This window comes from Celeribacter halophilus (genome assembly GCF_900114135.1).
GTDB classification, from domain to species: Bacteria; Pseudomonadota; Alphaproteobacteria; order Rhodobacterales; family Rhodobacteraceae; genus Celeribacter; species Celeribacter halophilus.
On the sequence record NZ_FORY01000012.1, the window covers coordinates 34219 to 59397 of the forward strand.

A 25179-nucleotide genomic window follows, 5' to 3' on the forward strand; every position below is an offset into this window, starting at 1 on the left:
CCTCCAAAGTCCCGGCCCGCATTTTTCACTCAGACCTCCGAGGCATATCATGGCCACGAAACATTCCCGCATGAGCGCGCGTCTCATGATCTCCCCCGCTGTTCTTTTGCTGTTGGGGTGGATGCTTATCCCGCTGTCTATGACGCTCTATTTCTCTTTCCTGCGCTACAACCTTTTGATGCCGGGAATGGAGGAGTTCACAGGACTGACCAACTATCGCTACTTCCTGACCGATCCGGCGTTCTTCGCCGCGCTTTGGAACACGATTGCATTGGTGCTCGGTGTGCTGGCGGTGACGGTTGTCGGCGGTATCCTTCTGGCGCTTTTGCTCGACCAGCCATTCTTCGGGCAGGGCATTGTGCGTATTCTGGTCATTGCACCGTTTTTCGTCATGCCGACCGTATCCGCGCTGGTGTGGAAGAATATGTTCATGAATCCGGTGAACGGGTTGTTCGCCCATGCGGCCAAGGCACTCGGGTTGCAACCTTTTGACTTCCTGTCCTCGGCGCCGCTGGCCTCGATCATCGGGATTGTGAGCTGGCAATGGTTGCCCTTTGCGACGCTGATCCTGCTGACCGCCTTGCAGTCTCTCGATCAGGAGCAACTGGAAGCCTCCGAAATGGATGGTGCGCCTTGGATCAAGCGGTTCTGGTATATCATGTTGCCGCATCTGGCGCGTTCGATCACCGTTGTGATCCTGATCCAGACGATTTTCCTTCTGTCGGTCTTTGCCGAAATTCTCGTGACCACAAATGGCGGTCCGGGCACGGCGTCGACCAATCTCACCTATCTCATCTATATGCAGTCGCTTCTGCAATTTGATGTCGGGGGAGGCTCCGCCGGTGGTGTCGTTGCCATCATTCTCGCCAATATTGTTGCGATCTTCCTGATGCGGATGATCGGCAAGAACCTCGACGCGTAAGGAGGCGATCATGGCACGTACTGTTACGACCCAACGCAAACTCGTCACGACGGTCTTTGCATGGGCCATTGGTATCGCGATCTTTTTCCCGATCCTCTGGACCATCCTGACCTCGTTCAAATCCGAAGCTGTCGCGATTGCCGATCCGCCTGTCTGGTTCAACTTTGACTGGACGCTGGAAAACTATGCGACGGTGCAGGAGCGCTCGAACTACTTCCGGCACTTCATGAACTCGGTGATCATCTCGGTCGGCTCAACCGTTTTGGGGCTGATCATCGCGGTGCCCGCAGCATGGTCTATGGCCTTTGTGCCGTCCAAGCGCACCAAGGACATCCTGATGTGGATGCTCTCGACCAAGATGCTGCCACCTGTCGGTGTTCTGGTCCCGATCTACCTTCTGTTCCGCAACCTTGGGTTGCTTGATACGCAGGTCGGTTTGATCATCGTTCTGACGCTGATCAACCTGCCGATCATCGTCTGGATGCTCTACACCTATTTCAAGGAAATCCCCGGTGAAATTCTTGAAGCCGCGCGGATGGACGGGGCAACGCTGCGCTCGGAGATCATCCATGTGCTGACGCCTATGGCGATTCCCGGCATGGCCTCCACGGTGCTTTTGAACATCATCCTTGCGTGGAACGAAGCGTTTTGGACGCTCAATCTGACGGCGGCGAAATCCGCACCGCTCACAGCATTTATCGCCAGTTATTCAAGCCCCGAGGGCTTGTTCTACGCCAAACTGTCGGCCGCCTCGACCATGGCAATCGCGCCGATCCTGATCATGGGCTGGTTCAGCCAGAAACAACTTGTCCGGGGTCTGACCTTCGGCGCTGTCAAATAAAGGAGACATCATGGGACGCATCACACTTGATAAAGTGCGTAAGGCCTTCGGCGATGTCGAAGTCATTCCGCCTCTGGATCTGACCATCGAGGATGGGGAGTTTGTGGTCTTCGTCGGTCCGTCGGGCTGTGGGAAATCTACATTGCTACGGCTGATTGCGGGGCTGGAAGATGTCTCCGACGGCCAGATCCGCATCGACCGTCAGGACGCGACCAACCTGCCGCCAGCAAAACGCGGTCTGGCGATGGTTTTCCAGTCCTACGCCCTCTATCCGCATATGTCCGTGCGCAAGAACATCGCCTTTCCGATGAAAATGGCGGGTCTGTCGCAGGAAGAGCAGGAGCGCCGGATCGAGGCGGCCGCAAAGGCGTTGAACCTCACTGATTACCTTGACCGCAAACCCGGCCAGCTTTCGGGCGGCCAACGGCAGCGGGTGGCAATCGGGCGGGCCATTGTGCGCGAACCGGCCGCGTTCCTGTTCGACGAGCCTTTGTCGAATCTGGACGCCGCGCTGCGCGTCGGGATGCGGTTGGAGATTTCCGAACTGCACAAACGTCTTGCCACCACGATGGTCTATGTAACTCACGATCAGGTCGAGGCCATGACAATGGCTGACAAGATCGTTGTGCTGCGCGCAGGGCATATCGAACAGGTCGGCTCGCCGCTGGAACTCTACAACACCCCCCGCAATGTCTTTGTGGCGGGCTTTATTGGGTCTCCGAAGATGAACCTGATCACAGGGCCGGAAGCGGAGAAACACGGGGCGACGACCATCGGCATCCGTCCCGAACACCTCGAAGTTTCGACCGGGAGCGGGGAGTGGAAAGGGGTGATCGGTGTGTCTGAACACCTTGGCTCCGATACGTTCTTCCATGTGAATATCGAGGGGTTCGGTGAGCCTCTGACCGTGCGGGCCTCTGGCGAAGTGTCTTTGACATACGGCGACACGATCTGGCTCACGCCCAACGCCTCCAACCTGCACCGCTTCGATGCAGAAGGGCTTCGGATCGCTGACTGAAGTCCACCACATGCATTGAGGAACATATCATGAAGCTATCGAACGAGACCCTCAAGGACTTGCCGGAGACCGTCCTGCGCCCCGAATACGACCGGAGCAAACTGACGCCGGGCATCGTGCATATCGGGCTTGGCAATTTCCACCGTGCGCATCAGTCGTGGTATTTGCACCGGCTGATGCAACAGGGTTTGGCGCAGGATTGGGCCATCATCGGTGCCGGCGTGCGCGCCTATGATGAGACCATGCGTCGGAAAATGGCGGCGCAGGACTATTTGACGACGCTCATTGAGCTGGACCCTGCCGGCTCAAAGGCCGAAGTGGTCGGCGCGATGATTGACTATGTTCCGGTCGAAGACGGCAACGGGGCACTGATCGAACGCATGGCACAGCCGGACATCCGGATTGTCGCGCTCACCGTGACCGAAGGCGGCTACTATATCGATCCGGCGACCAAGGGCTTCGACGCTGCCCATCCGGATATTGTCCACGATGCTGCCAACCCTCAGCACCCGCGCACCGCGTTCGGGGCCATCGTGGCCGCGCTGAAACTGCGTCGGGATCGCGGGATCGGGCCGTTCACAGGGCAGTCGTGCGACAATCTTCTGGGCAATGGTCATGTGCTGCGTCAAACGGTGGTGTCTCTGGCGCGGCTGTCCGACCCCGAGCTTGCAGACTGGATCGAGACGCATTGCACTTTCCCCAACGCGATGGTCGATTGCATCGTGCCTGCGACCGGTCCGAAGGAGTTGGAGCTGGTCAAAGAGTTCGGCATTGAGGACATGGTGCCTGTCACTCACGAGAATTTCCGGCAATGGGTGATCGAGGACAATTTCTGCGCAGGCCGTCCCGACTGGGACAAGGCGGGCGCGACATTTTCCGATAATGTCCATGCCTATGAGACGATGAAAATTCGTATTCTCAATGGCGGGCATCAGGTGATCTCGGCGGCAGGGGATTTGTTGTCGGTGGAGACGATCTCCGGCTGCATGGCGCATCCGTTGATTGCAGCGTTGTTCGAGAAGGTCGAGCGCGAAGAGATCATGCCGCATGTTGCGCCGGTGCCGGAGTTTACGCCGCAAACCTATGTGGCTCTGATCAAAAAGCGGTTCTCCAATCCAAAGATCGTCGACACGACGCGGCGCGTGGCCTTTGACGGGTCGTCGCGCCATCCGGGATTCCTTGTGCCTTCCATTCGGGCCGGTCTCGACCGCGGGATGGGGGTGGAAGGCCTCGCGCTCGTCTCTGCGATCTGGGCGCGTTATTGCCTCGGCGTGCGTGAGGATGGCAGCACCATCGAGCCGAATGACCCCTTCTGGTCGGATGTGACCGCGCTGGCCGCCAAAGCCAAGGATACGCCGGAGGTATGGCTGTCCATGCGTCACATCTATGGCGACCTTGGCGATGATCCGCGGTTTGCAGACAGTTTCACACGCTGGCTGACGATGATCTATGACACAGGGCTGGAAGCTACGCTGGGCACTTACTTGGCCTGACCGCGCACCAGCCGGACCAGATTGGCAACCACAAAGAGCAGGGCCCCGACGCAGACAATCGTGGGCCCTGTTGGCGTGTCAAACGTGAAGGCGCTTTGGATGCCGCCCAGAATCGACAACATGCCGATCACCATTGCAATCACAGCCATGCGCTCCGGCGTGCGGGCAAAAGCGCGAGCGCTGGCCGCAGGGATCAGAAGCATGGCCGCAATCAACAGCGTGCCGACCACCTTGATCGCCACCGCAACCACAAGCGCCAATGCCAGAGACAGGATGATCTGTTCGCGTTTGGGTGAAATGCCGGAGGCATAGGCCAGATCGGGGTTGAGCGTTGCGGTCAGCAGAGCGGACCACCGCCAGTATAGAAGTCCGACAACCATAAGCGCGCCGAGCCAGATCACCACAAGGTCGCTCCGTCCGACGGCCAGAATGTCTCCAAAGAGATAGGCCATCAGATCAACCCGCACACTGGGAACAAAAGAGACGGCCACGAGGCCAAAGGCCAGCGAACTGTGCGCCATGACGCCCAGCAGCGTATCCATCGCAAAGCCGCGCCCTGCAAGCGCGGAAACCGTCACGGCCATGATGAGCGCCACGGACAGAACGCCTGCGAAAATCGAGATGTTGAAGGTTAGAGCCAGGGCCACGCCCAACAGTGCTGCGTGGGCGGTGGCATCGCCGAAATAGGCCATGCGCCGCCAGACCACGAAACAGCCTAGAGGGGCCGCGGCGATCACCAGACCGAGTCCGGCCAGAACGGCGCGGACAATGAAATCATCCAGAAGGCTCATGCGTTTTCCTCGTACGAATGATCGTGATCGCAACCGTCATGATCGTGATGGTGTTCGTGGCGGTAGAGCGCCAGTGCGCCATGCGTGCCTGTGCCAAAGAGCGCACGGTATTCCGGTGCGGAGGCCACATGCTCCGGCGCGCCGTGACAACAGACATGCCCGTTGAGGCAGATCACCCGATCGGATGCGGCCATGACAACGTGAAGTTCGTGCGAAACCATCAACACGGCACAGCCTTTTTTGTGCCGCAGCGTTTCGATCTGGCTATAGAAATCGGCAGAGCCGGGCTGGTCGAGCCCCTGCGTGGCTTCGTCGAGAATAAGAAGGTCGGGCTCCATCAAGAGCGCACGCGCCAGAAGTACCCGCTGGAATTGTCCTCCGGAGAGGGAGGTCATTTGATGCTGACACAAATGACCTGCGCCGGCGTCTTCAAGCGCGGCATGGGCGGCGGCATCGCTCACCCGCTTCGGAAGTGACAGGAAACGCCGTACGGTCAGGGGCAGGGTCGGATCGATATGCAGCTTTTGCGGCACATAGCCGATCTTGAGACCTTTTTGCCGAGTGACCTGACCGGTTTGCGGCGTCAAAGCGCCGATGATCACGCGCAATAGCGTCGATTTCCCTGAACCGTTCGGCCCGACGATGGTGACGATTTCTCCGGTATCGATATGCAGCGAGACCTGATCGAGAACCTGCCGCCCGCCAAGGCTCAGGCTCACGTTGTCTACGGAAACAAGGCTCATTTCGCGGCGTCCGTGATGCAATTCGGGCAGGTGCCCTCGGCCTCAAGCACGGCTTTGCTGATGTGAAACCCTGTGGTTTCCGCGATCTGGCTCAGAAGGCTGTGCGAAGGATCGGTTTCGGCCTCCGCTACCGCGTTGCAACTGGTGCAGATGAGGAAGGCGGGTGTGTGGATGTCACCGGGATGGGCGCAGGCGATGAAGGCGTTGAGCCGTTCGATCTTGTGCGCCAGCCCGTGTTTTGTCAGGAAGTCGAGCGCGCGATAGGCCACGGGTGGCTGGCTTCCGAACCCGTCCTTGGCCAGCCGCGCCAGCACATCATAGGCCCCGAGGGCGCGGTGTTCTTCGAGCAGGATTTCCAAAGTCCGTTTGCGCACGGGTGTCAGTTGCAAACCGGCCTCGCGGCAGGAGCGGTCCGCTTCGGCAACAGCATCGGCGACACAATGGCTGTGATCGTGTTGGTGAAATCCGATCGGGTTGGGGTCCATGACAATTCTCCGTGCTGGCAAGACGTGCAGGGCATTGCCTGCGCGACAGGGGGTATTGATATGTTATCACGTCTACTATATCAAGCCCGAGACGTGATAACATAACACAAATTTCGAGGCTACAATGACTCTACGTTCCTCCCTCCTTTTCGCGCCGCTGCTCGCCGGCGCGCATTTCGCACAGGTTGCATCGGCACAGGCCGAGGTGCCCAATGTCGTGACCGATATGGCCCCGATCCAGTCGCTTGTCATGCAAGTGATGGGGGATCTCGGAACGCCTGATGTGTTGATGCCGCAGGGCACGTCACCGCACGGCTATTCCCTGCGCCCGTCAGAGGCAAAGGCTGTGCAGGATGCGGATGTTGTGTTCTGGACCGGCCCGCAGATCGAGCCGTGGCTCGAAGACCTGATCGAAGAGATCGGTAAAAATACCCGCTCTGTGCCGCTGACCGAGGTTGAGGGTGCGATACTATTGGACGTTCGCGACGGGGCAACCTTTGAACGCCATGTGCATGATCACGATGAACATGGGCATGACGATCACGATGAGCATGAAGATCATGACGAACACGACCATGATGCTCACGATCATGATGCGCATGAAGAGCAAGGTTATGATGACCACGATCACGAAGATGCCCACGAGGACCATGACGATCATGACCACGATGAGCATGAAGAGCACGCGCATGACGACCATGATCATGACGACCATGATGGCGCGGACGGCCACGCTTGGCTGGACCCGATGAATGCACACGTTTGGCTGGGCGCGATTGCAGAAGAGCTTTCAGAGCTCGATGCTGATAACGCCGCGACCTATCGTGCCAACGCCGCAGCGGCGCAAGAGGCGCTGGATGAAAAAATCGCCGAAATCCGGACCGAACTTGCCCCGATTTCCGATATGAAATTCATCGTCTTCCACGATGCCTATCAGTATTTCGAGAACCGTTTCGGCCTGTCTGCGGCTGGGTCGATCTCTATCGGGGATGCCTCGGCTCCGAGCCCTGCTCGGATCAAAGAGGTTCAGGACAAGGTGAAAGAGATCGACGTCGATTGCGTCTTTGCCGAGCCGCAGTTCAATGCAGGCCTTGTGAAGACTGTTCTTGATGGCACAGATGCTCGTTCCTTGGTGATTGATCCTCTGGGTGTGGCACTGACACCGGGAGCGGATTTTTATGCCGCGTTGATGGATGAATTGGCGAATTCTTTCAAGGCATGCGTTGGCGAGTGAGCTGAAACTCTAAGTGATGGATGAAAAAAGGGCGCGAGGCGAGGTCTCGCGCCCTTGTTTGTGCGGATGGGGGGCTTTACATCCATGAGCATGACAGTGCGCATCCCTTTTCGTAAATCGGCCCCTCGGGTCAATGTTATTCGCCTCAATGGCGCGATCATGACCCGCCAAGGCGGATTGAATGACCAAAGCCTTGCCCCCGCAATCGAGCGTGCCTTTTCCAAAGGCAAGCCCTCCGCCGTGGCGCTTTCGATCAACTCGCCGGGCGGTTCTCCGGTGCAGTCTTCGCTCATCGCCGCGCGTATTACGCGGCTGGCGGCGGAGAAAGAGGTTCCTGTTTATGCCTTTGTCGAGGATGTCGCGGCTTCTGGGGGCTATTGGCTGGCCTGCGCTGCCGACAAGATATTCGTGGACACAAGTTCCATCGTCGGGTCCATTGGCGTGATCTCGGCGGGTTTCGGCTTTGACCAGTTCATCTCGAAACACGGGATCGAGCGGCGGGTCTACACCTCAGGCAAGTCGAAAAGCCAGATGGATCCGTTTCGGCCGGAAAATCCCGAAGACGTGGCGCGGATCAAGGCACTTCAGGAAGACATCCACGAGGCTTTCATCGCCCATGTCACCGCCTCCCGTGCCGAGCGTCTCTCCAAAGAGGTCGAGCTTTTTGACGGGGCGTTCTGGACTGGGGTGAAAGGCGTTGATCTCGGTCTGGCCGACGGTATCGGTCATCTGGTTCCCAAGATGAAAGAGATTTACGGTGACAAAGTGCGGCTTCCGGTTTTCGGACCGAAACGCCCTCTGCTGCGTCGTTTCGGTGCCCAGCTTGCATCAGGATTGACCTCGCAGGTCGAAGAACAGGCGCTTTGGGCGCGGTTCGGGCTCTGACGTCATGATTTTCAAGGTCATCAGCGTTTTCCTGATCTTCATGATGGTCTTGGCCATATTCGGTCGCCTGCGTTTTCCCGGGCAACAGAAACTCAAAGATATGAAATGCCCCCGCTGCGGGCGTTACAGGATAGGTAAAGGCGCTTGCGCCTGTGAGAAGGGTAAACCCTGATGGATTTCGTTTATGCGATTGCGGGTCTGGTGCTTTTGCTGGTGGCCGGTGACATGTTGGTGCGAGGCGCGGTAAACCTGTCCTTGCGGCTCGGGATTCCGGCGTTGATCGTGTCTTTGACCGTGGTGGCTTTCGGCACCTCTGCGCCGGAGTTACTTGTGTCGATCTCTGCAATCTTTGATGGCGTGCCGGGGCTGGCGCTCGGGAATGTTGTCGGCTCGAATACGGCGAATGTCTTGCTGGTGCTTGGGGTGCCGGCGTTGATCTCGACGCTTCATGTGATCGATAATTCCACTCGTGCCTCCTATCTTCAGATGATTGGCGCGACGGTGATTTTTATCCTTCTGGCGCTCCGAGGGAAATTCGACTGGATCGCCGGTATTGTTCTGTTGGCCGCGCTCTTTTCCATGATTGGTCACGCCGTGTATGAAGCACGCTGTCACCGCGCCGCCCAACGCGAGCTTGATCTGGAAGAGGTGGAGGGGGCCGACCCCGACATGCCGTGGATCAAGATCGCCGGTTTTCTCATCGCCGGTTTGATCGGTTTGCCTTTGGGCGCGAATATTCTGGTTGAATCCTCCACCAATATTGCCCGCGATTTTGGCGTGTCCGAAACGGTGATCGGCCTGACGCTGGTGGCTTTGGGCACATCCCTGCCGGAACTGGCGACCACGGTGATGGCGGCGTTGCGCAAACAGGCGGATGTGGCTTTTGGCAATGTCATCGGCTCAAATATGTTCAATCTTTTAGGGATCATCGGCGTGTCGAGCCTTGTTGGTGCGTTGCCGGTGGAACCCGGATTGATGCATTTTGACATTTGGGTGATGTTCGGCTCTTCCGTTCTTCTCGGCCTGTTTGTGTTGAAACGTATTGATATCACCCGAATTTGGGGTGTCGCGCTCTCTGCTCTATATATCCTCTATGTGTTGGCGGTATTGAGCTGAGGAGAGGCCACGAATGGCGGAGAAAAAGGCGCTTGTGACAGGGGCCGCGCATCGACTTGGCCGGGCGATGGCTTTGTCTTTGGCGCAAGACGGTTTCGATGTGGCCGTGCATTGCAATCACTCCGTTGAGGCCGCCGGAACGCTCGTAGATGAGCTGCGAGCTATGGGGCGGCAATCCTCTGTGCTTAAAGCCGACCTCTTGGACGAGGCGCAGGTGGAGACGCTGATCCCGCGTGCGGTTGACGCTTTAGGCGGGCCTTTGACGCTTTTGGTGAACAATGCGTCAATTTTCGAGGAGGACAACCTTACATCTGCAACGCGTCAAAGCTGGGACCGGCACATGGAAAGCAATCTGCGTGCGCCGTTTGTTTTGCTTCAGCATTTCGCCGCCCAAGCGCGTGAACCGTCGATGGAAGAGGGTGAGCGTCCTCTGGCGCGAGCGATGGTCGTCAATTTGATAGACCAGCGGGTGCGTAAGCTCACGCCGCAGTTCATGAGTTACACTTTGGCAAAATCCGCGCTTTGGACCCTGACCCGAACGGCGGCACAGGCGCTTGCGCCCAAGGTGCGTATCAATGCGATCGGGCCGGGGCCGACGCTGAAAGGAGCACGTCAATCGGAAGTGGATTTTGAGAACCAGCAGAAAGCCACGCTTTTGCAGCGCGGAGCTACCCCTGAGGATGTCTGTGCGGCGCTGCATTATTTGATCGGTGCGCGCTCTGTGACGGGGCAGATGATCTGCCCTGATAGCGGGCAACATCTAGCTTGGGAGACGCCTGATGTCGGGGGCTTGGAGTGACCCTAGGGTAGAGTGTCGCCAAAAGTTTTGCACGTCTCGCGATTTTGTTTCATTTGCGTTACTAAAATGTAAACAAATTCAATGATTTGCAAGATGCGTAAAAATATATCATGCAAAAACAATGCCTTGCGAGATTGTCTATTTTTTGGGCAAAGTCCGGAATTCGCATGAAAACAAGGAAAAAACGGAGTTCTCTAAAACTTATCTGCAGGGTTATCCACAGGAATGGTGGATGAGTTTCCTCTTGCCCCCAAAGCGATAAGGTTGCAGCCAGAGCGGGAATCGGAGGCGGATCCATGAGCGACGAAACAACGACATCACAGGGTGGCTCAGAGAGCAAAGACATCCCGCGCGGTCACAAGGTGATCGAGGGCTATCTGCGTATGCTCGACGGCTCTCCGGGGGTCTACCGGATGCTCGATCCGGAGCATAACGTGCTCTATGTCGGTAAGGCGAAGAACCTGAAAAACAGGGTCTCGAATTATGCGCGTCCGCATGGCCATTCCGCGCGGATCGCAAAGATGATTTCCGAAACCTCGCAGATGATGTTTCTGACCACACGGACAGAGACAGAGGCGCTGCTTTTGGAGCAGAACCTCATCAAGCAGTTGAAGCCGCGCTACAACGTGCTCCTGCGTGACGACAAAAGCTTTCCGAATATCATGGTGACAAAGGACACGGATTTTCCGCAGATTGCCAAGCATCGCGGAGCGCGCAAGCGCAAGGCATCCTACTACGGTCCGTTTGCTTCCGCGTCTTCGGTGAACCGCACGCTCAACCAGCTTCAGAAAGTCTTTCTGCTTAGGAATTGTTCGGACGCGGATTTTCAGTCTCGCACGCGTCCTTGTCTGCAATATCAGATCAAACGCTGCACCGCGCCATGCGTCGGCAATATCTCGAAGGAGGACTATGGCGCGCTCGTTGCGGAGGCGGAGCGGTTTTTGCAAGGGCGGAATACGGAGCTTCAGGAAAAACTGGCGCTTGAGATGCAAGAGGCCTCGGATGCGATGGAATTCGAAAAGGCGGCGGGTCTGCGTGACCGCATCCGTGCGCTGACCAATGTGCAGACCGCGCAAGGCATCAACCCGCGGACCGTGGGGGAGGGCGATGTGATCGGGCTGCATATGGAGAGCGGGCAGGCCTGTGTGCAGGTCTTTTTCATCCGCGCGCATCAGAACTGGGGCAACAAGGATTTCTATCCCAAAACCAACGGGGCCGAGGCCGAAGAGGTGCTCGCCAGTTTCATCGGGCAATTCTACGAGAAACGCGAGCCGCCGCGTCAGCTTATCCTGTCCCATGACATCGAGGAACGTGCGCTTCTGGCCGAGGCCTTGTCGGAGAATGCAGGCAAGAAGGTTGAGATTCTCGTCCCGCAGCGGGGGGAAAAGCATGAGCTTGTCGCCTCAGCCCTGCGCAATGCGCGTGAAAGTCTGGGCCGGAAAATGTCCGAAAGCGCGGCGCAGGAGAAATTGCTTGTGGGTCTTAAAGAGGCATTCGACCTGCCGCGAGTGCCGCAACGCATCGAAGTCTATGACAACTCGCATATTCAGGGCGCTCACGCGGTCGGCGCGATGATCGTGGCGGGGCCGGAAGGGTTCATGAAGAACCAGTATCGCAAATATGACATTCGCGGTGATGACATCACGCCGGGCGATGATTTCGGCATGATGAAAGAGGTTCTGACGCGCCGGTTCAAACGCCTGCTCAAGGACGATCCGGACCGTTCGAAAGGGCTGTGGCCTGATCTGTTGCTGATCGACGGGGGGGCAGGGCAGGTCTCTGCGGTCCACGAGATCATGAAGGAACAGGGCGTGACCGACATTCCTATGGTTGGCGTGGCCAAGGGTATCGACCGCGATCAGGGGAAAGAGGAATTCCACCGAATCGGCCACCGCGTCATGGCACTCCGGCGCAATGATCCTGTGCTCTATTTCATCCAGCGTCTGCGCGATGAGGCGCACCGTTTTGCCATTGGCACCCACCGCGCGAAACGCTCGAAGGCCATCGGGCTCACGCGGCTGGACGACATTCCCGGCGTGGGGGCAACGCGCAAACGCGCACTTCTGGCGCATTTCGGATCGGCAAAGGCGGTGGAGGGGGCGAACCTTGCGGACTTGAAGGCTGTAGACGGAATTTCAGAGAAAGTGGCCCAGACGGTCTACGACTTCTTCCATGAGAACGGGTGAGGGGGTATGGAGAGAATATGACATGGAATCTACCGAATATCCTCACCGTCTTCCGGCTGCTTTGTGCGCCGGGTGTCGCGCTCGTGTTTCTCGTTCTGCCGCGTCCGGTTGCGGACTGGGTGGCGCTGATCCTCTTTGCCTCGGCTTCTGTCACCGATTTTCTCGACGGGTATCTGGCGCGGAAATGGGACCAGATGTCGAAATTCGGTGCGATGCTGGACCCGATTGCGGATAAGGCGATGGTGGTCACGGCGATTGCGGTGCTGACCATGCTGCATGGTGTGAACCCTTTGATCGTGATCCCTGCCGCTTTCATCCTGTTGCGGGAAACCTTTGTCTCCGGCTTGCGCGAATTTCTGGGCGATACGGCCGGAACGCTCAAGGTGACAAAACTTGCCAAGTGGAAAACCACGGCCCAGATGGTCGCCATCGCTGTGCTTTTTGCCTATGGTGCGACCGCTTCGGCACCGCTGTTCACGCTTGGTCTGCTGATATTCTGGATTGCAGGGCTTTTGACCGTGATCACAGGATGGGACTATCTAAGCAAAGCCATGCCCTATTTGCGAGATCACCATGAAGATTGATGTGTTGTATTTCGCTTGGGTGCGCGAGCGCATCGGTGAGCCGCGCGAGACTGTCGAGACCTCTGCGGCGACAGTGATGGATTTGGTTGATGAGTTGAAAGCGCGCGAGCCGCGCTATGATCTGGCGTTTTCCGATCTTAAATCCCTGCGTGTGGCGGTGGATCAGGAATTGACGGAGTTTGATGCCTCGCTTGAGGGTGTGTGCGAAGTGGCGTTCTTTCCGCCGATGACAGGTGGCTGAGATGCGCGTCTCTGTCCAGTCCGAGGATTTTGATCTTGCCGAGGTTCTGAAAGGTTTCGGCAAACAGCCGAACACCGGCGCGACGGTGAGTTTTACGGGGCTGGTCCGCGATGACACCGGCGCGCTTGATCACATGGAGATCGAACATTATCCCGGCATGTGCGAGGCCGCGATCACCAAGATTGCCGAGGAGGCCGCCGCGCGTTGGGGGCTCACGGATTGTCTTGTGATTCATCGCTACGGCAAGCTGCGCCCCGGAGACCAGATCATGATGGTCGCCACCGCCGCCCGACATCGGGTCGAAGCGTTTGAGGCGGCGGAGTTTCTGATGGATTACCTCAAGTCCCGTGCGCCGTTCTGGAAAAAAGAAGTGACGCGAGACGGTGCCGATTGGGTGGCCGCGAGAGATGCGGATGAGGATGCTTTGAACCGGTGGTGAACCGCCAAACCTTTTGGGAAAATCAAGATGACCGAGAACAAACGAATTGCGCTGTCGAGCGATCACGCCGCTATCGAACTGCGCCAAGCGATTGCCAAACACATTGCCGAGCAGGGCTGGGAAGCGGTGGACATCGGGCCGACCACGCCCGAGAGCACCCATTACCCGATCCACGGCAAAGCGGCCGCAGAGCTTGTGGCATCTGGTGACTGTGCGTTGGGGATCATCGTTTGCGGCACTGGGCAAGGCATCATGATGGCCGCGAACAAGGTCGAAGGCATCCGTTGCGGTGTATGTTCCGAGACCTTTTCCGCCCGTATGATCCGTCAGCACAACAATGCCAATATGCTGGCGCTTGGATCTCGTGTTGTGGGCGAGGGGTTGGCACTTGATATTGTGGACGCTTATCTGAATGCCGAATTTGAAGGCGGACGTCATGCGACACGTGTTGATATGATCGAAGCACCAAAAGCGTAACGCCATTGGCAACAAAAAAAGGACACGTCTCTCTTGTTATGAGGGGCGTGTCCTTTTTATCTATAGGTGTGAAATATCCGAGAGAGCGTTAACTCGCGTTTGATTTCTCGATATAGGCACGCAGCTCTTCGGCCTCTTGGCGTGCTTCGCGCAATCCGTCCATCGCGGCCCGCAGTTCGGCTTCGGTCTGGTTGGCCTGATTGGTCAGTTCGGATTCACGTTGCTGGTAATAGGCTATCGCCTGATCGCGCTGTTCCTCCGCTTCGTGCAATTGCTGCGCCATTGTGTCGAGGTCATTCATCTCGCCCTGTCCCACATGCACAAAGCGATGCATCAGCCAATGAGCAAACCAGCCCATTAGAAAGGCGATGAAAAGCACAATCGCCGTAGCGATGATCAATTCGGTTCTGTTCATTCCGTTTCCCCGTCCTCAGCAACGGATGTCGCATTTTCCCCCTGCGACCCGTCTTCTGTTTCTGTGTCCCCCGCCTGCGCGTCCTCGTCATCCGAGGCATCTGCGGCAGACGTTTGTGTATCTTCGGCATTGAGCAATTTGAACTCGATCCGGCGGTTTGCCTCGCGGCCTTCTTCGGTGCTGTTGTCCGCGATGGGCTGGCTTTCGCCATAGCCTTTCGCGGTAAAGCTGACGCCAGCCACGCGGCGCATCAGTAGCCCGTCGAGCACGGAATTGGCGCGCTGGGTCGAGAGGTTGAGGTTCATCACCTCGCCGCCCTGACTGTCGCTATGTGCACCGATTTCCATTTCGATATCTTCGCAATCTTTCAACACCTCTGCGATCTTGTCGAGCGTGTCATTGGCTGCGGCATTCAGCTCGATCGAGCCGGGATCAAAGACGATCTTGTTGGCGGCAATCTGTGCGTTGGCCCGCTCTACACATTCCTGCGGCGTGGGCAGGTTGAGGATCGGATCGAGTTTGCGCACATAGGTCACGTCGATTTCGAAGGGTGCACCGTCGCCCAGTTTTTCGGACAGGAGGCCTGCAATTTCCGCTTTGGCATTCTCGTTGCCGGTTTCGCCGCGAATGCTCACAAGGTCTTCTGTCATGGTGGCAGAACCGCGATTCAATTCGGCAAGAGCCTCGATCGCCGCCATTGCACGTAGAGCCCATCCCTCCGGCAGGTCATTGTCCACCCGCATTGCGGAATAGACCGAATGGCTGCCGAATGCGGCCTTGGCCAGAGCTTCCGCCGCCGCTTGGCTGCGTTCGTCTGGGATGCGCCCGCGCAGTTGCGTTTGCCCTTCGGGAGAACGGATTGCAATGAATTCGGGACGGTCGTCTTCCTCGGCCACAGCTTCGGATTGAAGCAACGCGCTGTGCAGGGTGAAGGTGGTGGGCAGGTCGGCTTCCAATTCGCCGACGACCTTGTCGAACATGGAGGAGGATGTGCCCTCTGCGGCGATCAGGCTGACATCGCCATCGGAATAGGTGATGCTGCCTTGCCCCAGTTCCTGAAGGGCACGCATGCCGGTCTCGACAGCAGCGGCCCATTGTGACGAGGGGGAACCGAGCCCGATGGTGCAGTTCGGGTCTTCGATCCCTGCCGATTTGGCCGCTGCCAGAATACGGGCATGATCTGCCGAGGTTTCCGCCACGCAGGCATCAAAGCGCGGGCCATTCTCGTCTATGAGAAAGCGGACGGTAAAGGGGGTGATGACCGGACGTGGCGCGGCAACATCAATGGCCACGGGAAGCGTGTCGGGCAGCGCCTTGATGAGCTTTTTCTCAAAGGCGGCTTTTTGTTCCTTACTGTCGGCCAAAGCGGTGAGGGTGATCCCGTCCGCTGCAATGGAAATCTTGGAGCGTGGCAAAAGCCCGATGGCTTCGCGTCCGAATTTGGTGGCGTCCCCCCAGTTTTCCGGCACCGGATAATCGGCTTGTTCCATCAGGTCAGCAACAGAGCCTGTGCCGCTGGATTTCTTCAGGTCGGCCACAAACCCCTCGCGGTCCCAGTTGCTCGGCACCAGACCTATCAGAGAAATGCCGCTGTCGTTGCGCAGGATTTCGATGGAAAAGCGGGGGGCGGGAATGGCCTCTTGCTGGACCACATTCATCACATTGATCACGCGGGCCGGATCGACCACATGACCGGCGGCACGCTGGGCGGCCAGTTGGGTTTGTTCATCGGGGGCCGTGCCGGTCAGCACGATCTGCAACCCGTCGCCTTGGACATCGACCCAGTCATAGCCGCGCATGATGAGTTGGTTTTCCACGGCTTTGGTAGAGGTGCTCTCGATCACACGGGCACCGATAGCGGCACCTGCGAGACTCATCACGAGGCCGGCAAGGAAAATGGCGAGGACGGGTAGAAAATTTGCAATACGCATCAGGGAACGAGACGCCTGTTTTGGACTTTGTCTTTTGTCTTAGGGGGTTCGGCCCTGCGCTGCAATCAAAGGAAGATTGCGATGGCAAGAAATAGCGCAGCCAGTAGTCCCGTGTTGCGGTTTGAGCGGAACAGGGCGAGGCAGCGATCCGGGTTCGCGGTGTCAAGTCGGGCCATTTGCCACGTCATATGCAGCCCCATCGCCCAAGGAGCGCCCAAGGCCACGACAAGCGCCAGAACGGAGCCTTCGGTGAGCGCTTCTATAATTCCAGCGGCCATCAGCACCACGGTCATGACCAGAAAGCGTTTAAGCCAGCGCGGGGTGTCGTCGCCAAAGCGGAGCGCAGTAGATTTGACCCCGATGAGCGCGTCATCTTCCTTGTCCTGATGGGCATAGATCGTGTCATAGAAAATCGTCCACGCAATGCCTGCGAGATAGAGAAAGACCGGCGCTGTGGTCAGTTTGCCAGCCACGGCGGCATAGGCCAGTAGCGCGCCCCAGTTGAATGCGATGCCCAGAAAAACTTGCGGCCACCATGTAAAGCGTTTGGCGAACGGGTAGATCATGACGGGCAAGAGCGATGCGATTCCCAGAACAATCGCGAGTTTTCCGAAGGTGAGGAGAATCACCAAGGCGATGAGGCTTTGGAGCGCCATCCATGTCACGGCCTGTTTCACACTCACCTGACCGGATGGAATGGGGCGGCTTTTGGTCCGCTCCACCTTGTCGTCGATATTGCGGTCGCTGATGTCGTTCCATGTGCAGCCCGCGCCACGCATGAGCCACGCCCCCAATGCACAGCCGACCATGATCCAGATTGTACGCGGGCTCAATGTGCCCACCTCTGCGGAGGCCAGAAGCGCCCCCCACCAGCACGGGATCAGCAAAAGCCATGTGCCCACGGGCCGGTCCGCCCGCGATAGTCGCAGGTAGGGCCGCGTCCATGCCGGTGCGCGGTGATCCACCCAGTTGCCTTTCACTGCATCGGCGACCTGCCCGTTTGCTTCTGTGTTCGTCTGCTCTGGCGTCACGCGCTCATCGGTCATATGTAATGTCCATGGTTGAAGCGAAAATCAGGCTCTATGTAGATCACCCACTGGCTGTGGGGCAATCCATTCCTCTGGAACGGGATCAGGCGCATTACCTTTTCGGGGTGATGCGGCAAGGGGAGGGCGCTTTTATCGCACTCTTCAACTCCCGTGACGGCGAGTTTCTGGCGGAGGTTACGCAAGCGGGCAAACGTGGTGGCACGTTGACCTGTCGCGAGAAGAGCCGTGATTTGCAGATGCCTCCCGACCTCTGGCTCCTGTTCGCGCCAATCAAAAAGACGCGCACGGATTTTATCGTGGAGAAAGCGGCCGAGATGGGCGCAATGCGGATTTGTCCGGTGTCGACCGATTTCACCAATTCCGAACGCATCCGTCAGGACAGGTTGCAGGCACATGCCGTCGAGGCGGCGGAGCAATGCGGCGGCACCTATGTGCCCGAGGTGGCTGACCTGGTCAAACTCGACAGGCTGCTGGCGGACTGGGACCCCGAGCGCCAGATCATGTTCTGTGACGAGGCGCTTGTGGGGGCGGCCGAGGTCTTGGGAGCGGTCAAGGGTGGCAAATGGGCCATACTAATCGGTCCTGAAGGCGGGTTCTCTGATGCGGAGCGCAAGCGCCTTCATGCGCTGCCTTATGCCCATGCGGTGTCTCTTGGCCCCCGTATTCTGCGTGCCGACACGGCGGCTGTGGCGGCTCTGACGGTTTGGCAGCAGCAGCTTGGAGATTGGGTATGAGGCCCGAGGTCAAAACTATGCTCTGGCGCTGGCGCGAGGTTGTTGTGGCCTTGATCGTTGTGGCGCTGATGGCGCTTTGGGCATTTTCGTCCTATGGCATCATGCGCTGGGTCGCGCTTGGTTTTACCGCGCTCGCCGTCATATTTGCCGTGGCCGCCATCCTGCGCGCGCGGTTCAATCGCGGTGGCGGGGGCTTCGGCGCTGTGGAAGTGGATGAGGGCGTTGTGAGCTTTTTCTCGCCCCTGACCGGCGGGCAGGTGGAAATCGAGGCCCTCACCTCCGTGCTTTTGATCCCGACTGGCAAAGGGCAGGCGCATTGGCAACTTGATGTGCCGGGGCAGGCGCCTTTGACGATTCCGGTGAACGCACATGGGGCGGAGGCCTTGTTTGATGTTTTTGTCTCGCTGGACGGTCTGGACACGGAGAAAATGCTGCGGCAAATCAAGCAAACACCGGATCACCCTGTTGTGATCTGGAGGAAACGCACAGCGGTTCTGCACTGAGCGCGGTTTGCCTGCATTGACTTCGCGGCGCGCTTGGCACAACTGTACGCGAACGTTTTACAATCTTTCGGAGCACCTCCCCCATGTCCATTCCTCAATCCGGCGGCGGGCCGATCGAAAGCTATGATGACCTTGTCGGCTACTTCGCGGAGGGCTGTAAGCCCAAGGATCAGTGGAAGATCGGCACGGAGCACGAGAAATTCGGCTATTGCGAAGCACAACAAAAGCCGCTTCCCTATCAGGGCGACTGTTCTATCAAGGCCATTCTAGAAGGACTGCAGGACCGATACGGCTGGAATCCGGTTTTCGAGGGCGAGTATCTCATCGGGCTTGAGTTGAACGGCGCGAATATTTCGCTGGAACCGGGCGGGCAGTTGGAACTGTCCGGCGCGCCTTTGGACACGATCCATCAGACCTGCGACGAGGTGAACGAACATCTCAAGGAAGTGCGCACGGTTGCCGACGAGGTCGGTGCGCGGTTTATTGGCCTCGGCATGGCTCCCAACTGGACGCATGAGGACATGCCTCTGATGCCCAAGGGCCGCTATAAGCTGATGGATGCTTATATGGATAGGGTGGGCACGACCGGCACGCAGATGATGCGCCGGACATGCACGGTTCAGGTGAACCTCGATTTCGCCTCCGAGGCAGACATGGTGCAGAAGTTCCGCACCGCTCTGGCTTTGCAACCGGTCGCCACGGCTTTGTTCGCCAATTCGCCCTTCAAGGAGGGCAAGCTCAACGGCCATAAAAGCTGGCGCTCCTATATCTGGCGTCATCTCGACCCGTCGCGCACAGGCATGTTGCCCTTCGTGTTCGAAGACGGGATGGGGTTTGAACGCTACACGGAATATGCGCTCGATGTGCCGATGTATTTCGTCTACCGCGACGGCAAATATATCGACGCGCTTGGCATGTCCTTCCGCGATTTCCTCAAAGGCGAACTGCCCGCACTACCGGGTGAAAAGCCGACGATGTCCGATTGGGCCGATCACCTCACGACGCTGTTTCCGGAAGCGCGTATCAAGAAATACATGGAGATGCGCGGTGCCGATGGTGGACCTTGGCGTCGCCTTTGTGCACTGCCTGCGTTCTGGGTTGGCATGATGTATGACCAGACTGCGCTGGATGCGACCTCCGATCTGATCAAAGGCTGGACGCCGGAATTCCGCGAAGAGTTGCGCGTGGCCGCTTCGGTCGATGCGCTACAGGCCGAGGTGAACGGCGTCAAAATGCTCGATCTTGCCCGCGAATGTGTGTCGATTGCCGAAGCCGGCTTGAAAGCCCGCAGTTGTGCCGGTGCAGGCGGCATGATCCCCGATGAGACCCACTTCCTCAGCGCACTCAAGGATAGCCTCGAAACGGGACAGTCTCCGGCCGACGAGTTGATCGAACGGTTCGAAGGTGACTGGAACGGCGATGTGACCCGCGTGTTCGGCGAATACAGCTACTGACTTTCGCAACCGGCTTTGATCGCGGCGGCTTTTTAGCCCTTTTGCCCGATCTTGGTCTCTGTGCCAGCCTTCAGACGCGCGATGTTTTCGCGGTGTTTGAAAAAGATCAGAGCGGTCAGTATGAGCACCAGCAGAGCGCCATGCAGGTGATAGAACGCGGCCGTGTAGATCGGCGCCAAAAGCGCGGCCACGAGCGCTGACAGGCTGGAGTAGCGTGTGACTACTGCGACCAAAAGCCATGTGCCGCAGGCCAATAGCCCGACAGGGAAAGACAGGGCCAGCAGCGTCCCCAAAAATGTTGCGACTCCCTTGCCGCCTTTGAAACGCAAGAACACCGGATAGAGATGCCCGAGCATGGCGCACAGCCCTGCGATCCCTGCAGCCTGCTCGCCAACGAGATACCGCGCCAGAAGCACGGCAAGCGCCCCTTTGCCACTGTCCCCGAGAAGCGTCAGAAACGCCGCCAGCTTGTTGCCCGTGCGCAAAACATTCGTCGCGCCGATATTGCCCGACCCGATCTGGCGCAGATCACCGAGACCAAAGAGGCGCGACATGACAATCCCGAAGGGGATCGAGCCGAGGAGATAGGCAAGGAGGGCTGTGGCGATGAACGTCATAGGTCGGGTCCTCAGGCTTTCTGATGGTTCAAATACTCATTCCGGAGCGGGCAGGATGCGCTTACGCCTCGAAGACGCGCTGACCGTCAACCCATGTGCCTTTCACTATGCCCTGCATACGGGCGCCGTCGAAAGGTGTATTTTTGGATTTCGAGCGCAGGGTGAAGCGGTCGAGCACAAAGGGCGCATCGGCATCGAAAAGCACGAGGTCGGCTGGTGCGCCTTCGCTCAGGCGTCCGGTTTCGAGCCCCAGCCGTTTCGCGGGGTTCAGGGACATAGCTCGGAACAGCTCGGGCAAGGTGAGTTGTCCAGCGTGATACAGCCTTAGTGCTGCGGGCAGCAGGGTTTCGAGCGCCACGGCACCGGAGGCGGCTTCTTCGAACGGCAGGCGCTTGCTCTCTTCGTCCTGCGGCGTGTGCATGGATGAAATCACATCGACCAGTCCGGACGCGACAGCGCCCACCATGGCGAGGCGGTCTTCTTCCGAGCGCAGCGGCGGTTTCACTTTGAAAAAGGTCCGGTAATCGCCGACATCAAGTTCATTGAGCGTCAGGTGGTGGATCGAGACGCCCGCAGTTACGTCAAACCCGTTCTGTTTGGCGCGTTCCAGCGCGGGCAATGCGCGTGAGGTGGTGATCTGGTCAAAGTGATAGGAAGCACCGGTCATCTCGATCATCGCCAGATCACGATCCAACCCCATGCGTTCGGCCATTGGCGATACGGCAGGCAGGCCGCGCAGCGCGGCGAATTTGCCGGACGTGGCAGAGGCACCTTTCGACAGGCACGGGTCTTGCGGGTGCCCGATCACCAAGGCGCCGCAGGATTTCGCATAGGTCAATGCGCGTTGCAGCACTTTCGTGTCCGCGACCACATGATCGCAATCGGTGAAGGCCACCGCACCAGCATCGCGCATAAAGCCGATCTCGACCATCTCGCGCCCTTCGCGCCCTTTGGTGAGCGCGGACATGTGTTTGACCTTGACGATGGCATCGCTGGCCGCGCGGCGCTGGACAAACTCCAGCACTTCCGGCGTGTCGATGGCATTGAGCGTGTCTGGCCGCGTCACGATGGTGGTCACGCCACCTGCCGCTGCCGCACGTCCGGCGGAGGCAAAGCTTTCCTTGTGCCGTTCGCCGGGTTCGGAGACTTTGACCCCCAGATCGACAATCCCCGGAGCGAGGCACTTACCTGCGCAATCCACATGCGCGCCCTCCGGCGGGGTTCCTGTTCCGGTCTCCGCAATGACATTGCCGTCCAGTCGTAGCCAGCCCAGTGTGTCCGTTTGGGCCTCGGGGTCGATCAGTCGGGCATTGGTGAAAATGGTCATACTGAGCCTTTCTGAATGTCGCGTATCAGCCCGTAAACGGTGCGGGCGTCGGGGAGTTGCGCAAAAGCGGGGGCGCTGTCGAACTGTCTGCCAATGATTGGCTCCGCGCGTCCCTGAAAACGTATGGTTCCGGGGTTTTTCCCATCAAATTCGACGCCAAGAGAGGGGCACAGATCAAGCGCCAAAAGGGTCTTGCCAGAAAACGGCAGGTCATTGGCAAAGAACGCCCGTCGTGAACTGAGCGAATACCATGTGCGTCGGGCGATGAACGGACCGATCAGCAAAGGTGCGGCGGTGATCACAAGCCCTGTGCAGAACTGGAACAGGCCGAAGAGCCAGTAGCCGCCTGACAGATAGGTTTTCACCATCCACAACAGGGCAAACACTGCAAAGGTTACACCGAAAAAGGCAAAGGGAATGGCGGGACCGCGCCACTGAATGCTCTGATCCGGCTGCCCTTGCCACAGCACCCGCTCACCGGGGTGCAGGATGTCCGCCCAGCCCTCTGTCATCCGCCGATCCAGACAAAGGCCGCGACGAAAAAGGCCAGAAAAATCAGGACAACCGTGGCGACCATGCCTGACATCCGGGCGGGCGACTTCGGAGGTTTGCCTTGAGGCAATTGCCCCTTGGCGCTTTCGCTGTCGATGCCGATGACGGGGGGAATGTCATGCGATGTGCCGAAGCGGGCGATCAGTTGAAACGGTGGCTCCGGCGAAAACCGCGTGTCTTCGTCATTCAGGGCTTTGGCATGGATCAGAAGAACGGGACCTGTCAGGGCGTCAAGCCGAGGGGCCGCGTCCCCGATGTTGAAACCGCCAGCTTCGGAAAGATACCGCGCAAAGCCGTAGTCGCGCATCGTTGCCATATCGAACCGTTCCACATGGGCCATGTCCGGCGTGGCCCAAAGCCCCAAAGCCTCTGCAATCGCTTCGGGCGTGAGGGCTTCGAGCTCGTCGAGCGTGCCGTCGAAAGACAGCACCCAGACCAGTTTCCGGCCCATATGCGGAATATCGAGCGGGTCGCTCACACCATCACCCCTGCGTCCGCTTCGCGCGCGGATTTGAGATTGCGCGCCAGCAGATCCATAGCCGCCATGCGCACGGCAACGCCCATTTCCACCTGTTCCTGAATGACAGACCGGTTGATGTCGTCGGCAATGGTGCCGTCGATCTCGACGCCCCGGTTCATCGGGCCGGGGTGCATCACAATGGCATCTGGTTTGGCATGGGCCAGCTTGTCGGCATCCAGCCCGTAACGGTAGAAATATTCGCGCTCTGACGGGATGAACCCGCCATCCATGCGCTCTTTCTGAAGCCGCAGCATCATCACCACATCGACGTCCTTGAGGCCCTCGGCCATGTCGTCGTAGATCTCGCAGCCGAATTCTTTGAATTGCTGCGGCACAAGCGTGGGCGGGCCGACAAGGCGCACGCGGTTTTCCATCTTGCCCAAAAGCATGAGATTCGAACGCGCTACGCGGCTGTGGGCGATATCGCCACAAATCGCGATGTTGAGGCGGTGCAACCGTCCCTTCGCTCGCCGGATCGTCAAAGCGTCCAGCAAAGCCTGCGTCGGATGTTCGTGCTTGCCGTCGCCCGCGTTCAGCACGGCGCAGTTGACCTTTTGTGCCAACAGATCGACCGCCCCTGAATGCGGGTGGCGCACGACGAGCAGATCGGGGTGCATGGCGTTGAGCGTCAGGGCCGTATCAATCAGCGTTTCGCCCTTTTTGATCGAGCTGGCCTGCATCGCCATGTTCATCACATCCGCACCGAGGCGCTTGCCCGCCAGTTCGAAAGAGGATTGAGTGCGCGTCGAATTTTCGAAGAACATGTTGATCTGGGTCAGACCCTTGAGCGCGTCCGAATGTTTGTTGGCCTGACGGTTCAGGTCGACGTAGCGTTCAGCCACATCCAGAACGGTGGTGATCTCATCGGGATGAAGCGGCTCGATCCCCAGAAGGTGTTTTTGCCGAAATGCCATGAGAGATGCCCCCTGTGCTCTTTCCCATGCTTATAGAAAAGCACGGGCAGGCGGGCAATGCGCCTTTATACTCTTTTACGAGATTTACCTCTGCGGTCCGGCCCTGTAGCTTCGCGCCTATGGAGACTCAGATCGATTATTGGCAGGCACATGCTCTTTTGGAGTGGCAGATCGAACTCGGCGCAGCCGAGGCGATCTCCGAGTCGCCGGTCAATCGCTATGAAATTCCGGAAAAAGCGCCCAAACCCGCCGCGCAAAAGGCGCCGAGCGTCACTCATCAGCCCGAGAAAGAGAATGATGCGAGCGAGGTCGCGCTGAAACTGGCGCAGTCCGCAGGCTCTCTGGAGGCGCTGCACGAGGCTATGGCGAGATTCGATCTTTGTGATCTGAAACGTGGTGCGCGCAATCTGGTGTTCTCTGACGGCAATCCGAAAGCCCGCGTGATGATCATCGGCGAGGCACCGGGGCGCGAGGAAGATATTCAGGGCAAGCCGTTCGTCGGGCGCTCGGGGCAGCTTCTGGACAGGGTGTTCGCGGCCATCGGCTTGGACCGCTCCTCACCAGACGCGCAGACGGCGCTTTACATCACCAACCCGATTCCGTGGCGGCCACCGGAGAATCGCGACCCGTCTCCGGCAGAGATCGCCATGCTCAAACCGTTTCTCATGCGCCATATCGAACTGGCCGATCCTGATGTGATTGTTCTCATGGGCAACTGGGCCTGCACCGCGCTGCTCGGGCGGGCGGGGATCACGCGGCTTCGGGGCAAATGGCAAACCGTGATGGGCAAGCCCGCGATGCCGATGATCCATCCCCAGTATCTCTTGCGCACGCCGATTGCCAAACGCGAGGCTTGGGCCGATCTTCTCGAAATTCAGGCGAAATTGAAATCCTAACTCAGGGGCCGCT

The 25179-nt window shown here is 58.4% G+C and carries 28 protein-coding genes; 17 read left to right on the forward strand and 11 right to left on the reverse strand.

Annotated elements, in window-relative coordinates; all coding sequences use genetic code 11:
• The first annotated feature begins 49 nt into the window (after positions 1 to 49).
• Genes BM152_RS12870 through BM152_RS12885 form a run of 4 tightly spaced genes read left to right on the forward strand, consistent with a single transcriptional unit; the run spans position 50 to position 4274 of the window.
• A complete protein-coding gene (locus BM152_RS12870) occupies positions 50 to 922 on the forward strand; it encodes a carbohydrate ABC transporter permease (protein WP_066600468.1) in 873 nt (290 codons plus the stop codon).
• 10 nt (positions 923 to 932) lie between these two features.
• Positions 933 to 1763, forward strand: coding sequence for a carbohydrate ABC transporter permease (locus tag BM152_RS12875; protein ID WP_066600477.1), 831 nt, complete (start codon positions 933 to 935; stop codon positions 1761 to 1763).
• Between the two features lie 10 nt (positions 1764 to 1773).
• The gene (locus tag BM152_RS12880) at positions 1774 to 2781 is read left to right on the forward strand and encodes an ABC transporter ATP-binding protein (RefSeq protein WP_066600479.1); all 1008 of its coding nucleotides are present in this window, start codon (positions 1774 to 1776) and stop codon (positions 2779 to 2781) included.
• 29 nt (positions 2782 to 2810) lie between these two features.
• Complete coding sequence (locus tag BM152_RS12885; RefSeq protein WP_066600481.1) at positions 2811 to 4274, forward strand: mannitol dehydrogenase family protein; 1464 nt, start codon at positions 2811 to 2813, stop codon at positions 4272 to 4274.
• Here the strand turns inward: BM152_RS12885 and BM152_RS12890 are convergent.
• Genes BM152_RS12890 through BM152_RS12900 form a run of 3 tightly spaced genes read right to left on the reverse strand, consistent with a single transcriptional unit; the run spans position 4262 to position 6293 of the window.
• Complete coding sequence (locus BM152_RS12890) at positions 4262 to 5065, reverse strand: metal ABC transporter permease (protein WP_066600489.1); 804 nt, start codon at positions 5063 to 5065, stop codon at positions 4262 to 4264. The genes BM152_RS12885 and BM152_RS12890 overlap by 13 nt on opposite strands.
• Complete coding sequence (locus BM152_RS12895) at positions 5062 to 5808, reverse strand: ATP-binding cassette domain-containing protein (protein ID WP_066600495.1); 747 nt, start codon at positions 5806 to 5808, stop codon at positions 5062 to 5064. Before BM152_RS12895 ends, BM152_RS12890 begins: the two co-directional genes overlap by 4 nt.
• On the reverse strand, positions 5805 to 6293 hold the full coding sequence (locus tag BM152_RS12900; protein WP_066600501.1) for a Fur family transcriptional regulator: 489 nt from the start codon (positions 6291 to 6293) through the stop codon (positions 5805 to 5807). Before BM152_RS12900 ends, BM152_RS12895 begins: the two co-directional genes overlap by 4 nt.
• Before the next feature lie 124 nt (positions 6294 to 6417).
• Here BM152_RS12900 and BM152_RS12905 point away from each other — a divergent pair, with 124 nt between their 5' ends.
• From BM152_RS12905 to rpiB, 9 genes are all read left to right on the forward strand, one after another.
• Entirely contained in the window at positions 6418 to 7527 is a 1110-nt protein-coding gene (locus BM152_RS12905; protein ID WP_082715291.1) for a zinc ABC transporter substrate-binding protein, read from the forward strand.
• Positions 7528 to 7617: 90 nt separating this feature from the next.
• Positions 7618 to 8412: a S49 family peptidase gene (locus BM152_RS12910; RefSeq protein ID WP_066600692.1), complete on the forward strand. Its 795-nt coding sequence runs from the start codon at positions 7618 to 7620 to the stop codon at positions 8410 to 8412.
• A 171-nt stretch (positions 8413 to 8583) separates the two neighbouring features.
• Complete coding sequence (locus BM152_RS12915) at positions 8584 to 9528, forward strand: calcium/sodium antiporter (protein WP_066600503.1); 945 nt, start codon at positions 8584 to 8586, stop codon at positions 9526 to 9528.
• Positions 9529 to 9541: 13 nt separating this feature from the next.
• Positions 9542 to 10327 carry an SDR family oxidoreductase gene (locus BM152_RS12920; protein WP_066600505.1) on the forward strand — a complete coding sequence of 262 codons (786 nt, stop codon included), beginning with the start codon at positions 9542 to 9544 and terminating at the stop codon, positions 10325 to 10327.
• A gap of 296 nt (positions 10328 to 10623) precedes the next feature.
• A complete protein-coding gene (gene uvrC, locus BM152_RS12925) occupies positions 10624 to 12513 on the forward strand; it encodes an excinuclease ABC subunit UvrC (RefSeq protein WP_066600512.1) in 1890 nt (629 codons plus the stop codon).
• A gap of 17 nt (positions 12514 to 12530) precedes the next feature.
• Complete coding sequence (gene pgsA / locus BM152_RS12930) at positions 12531 to 13097, forward strand: CDP-diacylglycerol--glycerol-3-phosphate 3-phosphatidyltransferase (protein WP_066600514.1); 567 nt, start codon at positions 12531 to 12533, stop codon at positions 13095 to 13097.
• A complete protein-coding gene (moaD, locus tag BM152_RS12935; protein ID WP_111481386.1) occupies positions 13087 to 13338 on the forward strand; it encodes a molybdopterin converting factor subunit 1 in 252 nt (83 codons plus the stop codon). Before pgsA ends, moaD begins: the two co-directional genes overlap by 11 nt.
• Position 13339: 1 nt before the next feature.
• Positions 13340 to 13777, forward strand: a complete 438-nt coding sequence (locus BM152_RS12940) for a molybdenum cofactor biosynthesis protein MoaE (protein ID WP_066600516.1) — start codon at positions 13340 to 13342, stop codon at positions 13775 to 13777.
• A gap of 27 nt (positions 13778 to 13804) precedes the next feature.
• Positions 13805 to 14254 carry a ribose 5-phosphate isomerase B gene (gene rpiB, locus BM152_RS12945; RefSeq protein ID WP_066600518.1) on the forward strand — a complete coding sequence of 150 codons (450 nt, stop codon included), beginning with the start codon at positions 13805 to 13807 and terminating at the stop codon, positions 14252 to 14254.
• Between the two features lie 88 nt (positions 14255 to 14342).
• On the opposite strand, the gene BM152_RS12950 is transcribed toward rpiB, so the two are convergent.
• The 3 genes from BM152_RS12950 to ubiA form a co-directional block, all read right to left on the reverse strand.
• Positions 14343 to 14669 (reverse strand): hypothetical protein, encoded by a 327-nt coding sequence (locus BM152_RS12950; protein ID WP_066600520.1) that lies wholly within the window; start codon positions 14667 to 14669, stop codon positions 14343 to 14345.
• Positions 14666 to 16600, reverse strand: a complete 1935-nt coding sequence (locus BM152_RS12955) for an OmpA family protein (RefSeq protein WP_066600523.1) — start codon at positions 16598 to 16600, stop codon at positions 14666 to 14668. Before BM152_RS12955 ends, BM152_RS12950 begins: the two co-directional genes overlap by 4 nt.
• A 65-nt stretch (positions 16601 to 16665) precedes the next feature.
• Positions 16666 to 17646, reverse strand: coding sequence for a 4-hydroxybenzoate octaprenyltransferase (gene ubiA, locus BM152_RS12960; RefSeq protein WP_066600526.1), 981 nt, complete (start codon positions 17644 to 17646; stop codon positions 16666 to 16668).
• 11 nt (positions 17647 to 17657) lie between these two features.
• Here ubiA and BM152_RS12965 point away from each other — a divergent pair, with 11 nt between their 5' ends.
• From BM152_RS12965 to BM152_RS12975, 3 genes are all read left to right on the forward strand, one after another.
• Positions 17658 to 18383 (forward strand): 16S rRNA (uracil(1498)-N(3))-methyltransferase, encoded by a 726-nt coding sequence (locus BM152_RS12965; RefSeq protein WP_066600700.1) that lies wholly within the window; start codon positions 17658 to 17660, stop codon positions 18381 to 18383.
• The gene (locus tag BM152_RS12970) at positions 18380 to 18886 is read left to right on the forward strand and encodes a hypothetical protein (protein WP_066600528.1); all 507 of its coding nucleotides are present in this window, start codon (positions 18380 to 18382) and stop codon (positions 18884 to 18886) included. Before BM152_RS12965 ends, BM152_RS12970 begins: the two co-directional genes overlap by 4 nt.
• A gap of 83 nt (positions 18887 to 18969) precedes the next feature.
• A complete protein-coding gene (locus BM152_RS12975; protein ID WP_066600531.1) occupies positions 18970 to 20340 on the forward strand; it encodes a glutamate--cysteine ligase in 1371 nt (456 codons plus the stop codon).
• Positions 20341 to 20372: 32 nt separating this feature from the next.
• Here the strand turns inward: BM152_RS12975 and plsY are convergent, their stop codons facing one another.
• From plsY to BM152_RS13000, 5 genes are all read right to left on the reverse strand, one after another.
• A complete protein-coding gene (gene plsY, locus BM152_RS12980; RefSeq protein WP_066600533.1) occupies positions 20373 to 20957 on the reverse strand; it encodes a glycerol-3-phosphate 1-O-acyltransferase PlsY in 585 nt (194 codons plus the stop codon).
• Positions 20958 to 21018: 61 nt separating this feature from the next.
• Positions 21019 to 22284, reverse strand: coding sequence for a dihydroorotase (gene pyrC / locus BM152_RS12985; protein ID WP_066600535.1), 1266 nt, complete (start codon positions 22282 to 22284; stop codon positions 21019 to 21021).
• Positions 22281 to 22796 (reverse strand): hypothetical protein, encoded by a 516-nt coding sequence (locus BM152_RS12990; protein ID WP_066600538.1) that lies wholly within the window; start codon positions 22794 to 22796, stop codon positions 22281 to 22283. Before BM152_RS12990 ends, pyrC begins: the two co-directional genes overlap by 4 nt.
• Entirely contained in the window at positions 22793 to 23314 is a 522-nt protein-coding gene (locus tag BM152_RS12995; protein ID WP_066600541.1) for a hypothetical protein, read from the reverse strand. Before BM152_RS12995 ends, BM152_RS12990 begins: the two co-directional genes overlap by 4 nt.
• Positions 23311 to 24270: an aspartate carbamoyltransferase catalytic subunit gene (locus BM152_RS13000; RefSeq protein WP_066600544.1), complete on the reverse strand. Its 960-nt coding sequence runs from the start codon at positions 24268 to 24270 to the stop codon at positions 23311 to 23313. Before BM152_RS13000 ends, BM152_RS12995 begins: the two co-directional genes overlap by 4 nt.
• A 119-nt stretch (positions 24271 to 24389) precedes the next feature.
• On the opposite strand from BM152_RS13000, the gene BM152_RS13005 reads away from it, so the two are divergent.
• On the forward strand, positions 24390 to 25166 hold the full coding sequence (locus BM152_RS13005; RefSeq protein ID WP_066600553.1) for a uracil-DNA glycosylase: 777 nt from the start codon (positions 24390 to 24392) through the stop codon (positions 25164 to 25166).
• Positions 25167 to 25179 lie beyond the last annotated feature (13 nt).

Bases quoted from the DNA above. Each gene is read 5' to 3' on its own strand.
- BM152_RS12940 (WP_066600516.1), top strand. From the start codon at position 13,340: ATGCGCGTCTCTGTCCAGTCCGAGGATTTTGATCTTGCCGAGGTTCTG.
- BM152_RS12900 (WP_066600501.1), bottom strand. From the start codon at position 6,293: ATGGACCCCAACCCGATCGGATTTCACCAACACGATCACAGCCATTGT.
- BM152_RS12910 (WP_066600692.1), top strand. From the start codon at position 7,618: ATGACAGTGCGCATCCCTTTTCGTAAATCGGCCCCTCGGGTCAATGTT.
- BM152_RS12895 (WP_066600495.1), bottom strand. From the start codon at position 5,808: ATGAGCCTTGTTTCCGTAGACAACGTGAGCCTGAGCCTTGGCGGGCGG.
- uvrC (WP_066600512.1), top strand. From the start codon at position 10,624: ATGAGCGACGAAACAACGACATCACAGGGTGGCTCAGAGAGCAAAGAC.
- BM152_RS12885 (WP_066600481.1), top strand. From the start codon at position 2,811: ATGAAGCTATCGAACGAGACCCTCAAGGACTTGCCGGAGACCGTCCTG.
- BM152_RS12975 (WP_066600531.1), top strand. From the start codon at position 18,970: ATGTCCATTCCTCAATCCGGCGGCGGGCCGATCGAAAGCTATGATGAC.
- BM152_RS12965 (WP_066600700.1), top strand. From the start codon at position 17,658: ATGGTTGAAGCGAAAATCAGGCTCTATGTAGATCACCCACTGGCTGTG.
- rpiB (WP_066600518.1), top strand. From the start codon at position 13,805: ATGACCGAGAACAAACGAATTGCGCTGTCGAGCGATCACGCCGCTATC.
- BM152_RS12905 (WP_082715291.1), top strand. From the start codon at position 6,418: ATGACTCTACGTTCCTCCCTCCTTTTCGCGCCGCTGCTCGCCGGCGCG.
- BM152_RS12950 (WP_066600520.1), bottom strand. From the start codon at position 14,669: ATGAACAGAACCGAATTGATCATCGCTACGGCGATTGTGCTTTTCATC.
- BM152_RS13000 (WP_066600544.1), bottom strand. From the start codon at position 24,270: ATGGCATTTCGGCAAAAACACCTTCTGGGGATCGAGCCGCTTCATCCC.
- ubiA (WP_066600526.1), bottom strand. From the start codon at position 17,646: ATGACCGATGAGCGCGTGACGCCAGAGCAGACGAACACAGAAGCAAAC.
- BM152_RS13005 (WP_066600553.1), top strand. From the start codon at position 24,390: ATGGAGACTCAGATCGATTATTGGCAGGCACATGCTCTTTTGGAGTGG.
- BM152_RS12890 (WP_066600489.1), bottom strand. From the start codon at position 5,065: ATGAGCCTTCTGGATGATTTCATTGTCCGCGCCGTTCTGGCCGGACTC.
- BM152_RS12880 (WP_066600479.1), top strand. From the start codon at position 1,774: ATGGGACGCATCACACTTGATAAAGTGCGTAAGGCCTTCGGCGATGTC.
- BM152_RS12875 (WP_066600477.1), top strand. From the start codon at position 933: ATGGCACGTACTGTTACGACCCAACGCAAACTCGTCACGACGGTCTTT.
- BM152_RS12870 (WP_066600468.1), top strand. From the start codon at position 50: ATGGCCACGAAACATTCCCGCATGAGCGCGCGTCTCATGATCTCCCCC.
- plsY (WP_066600533.1), bottom strand. From the start codon at position 20,957: ATGACGTTCATCGCCACAGCCCTCCTTGCCTATCTCCTCGGCTCGATC.
- moaD (WP_111481386.1), top strand. From the start codon at position 13,087: ATGAAGATTGATGTGTTGTATTTCGCTTGGGTGCGCGAGCGCATCGGT.
- BM152_RS12920 (WP_066600505.1), top strand. From the start codon at position 9,542: ATGGCGGAGAAAAAGGCGCTTGTGACAGGGGCCGCGCATCGACTTGGC.
- BM152_RS12970 (WP_066600528.1), top strand. From the start codon at position 18,380: ATGAGGCCCGAGGTCAAAACTATGCTCTGGCGCTGGCGCGAGGTTGTT.
- pgsA (WP_066600514.1), top strand. From the start codon at position 12,531: ATGACATGGAATCTACCGAATATCCTCACCGTCTTCCGGCTGCTTTGT.
- pyrC (WP_066600535.1), bottom strand. From the start codon at position 22,284: ATGACCATTTTCACCAATGCCCGACTGATCGACCCCGAGGCCCAAACG.
- BM152_RS12955 (WP_066600523.1), bottom strand. From the start codon at position 16,600: ATGCGTATTGCAAATTTTCTACCCGTCCTCGCCATTTTCCTTGCCGGC.
- BM152_RS12915 (WP_066600503.1), top strand. From the start codon at position 8,584: ATGGATTTCGTTTATGCGATTGCGGGTCTGGTGCTTTTGCTGGTGGCC.
- BM152_RS12990 (WP_066600538.1), bottom strand. From the start codon at position 22,796: ATGACAGAGGGCTGGGCGGACATCCTGCACCCCGGTGAGCGGGTGCTG.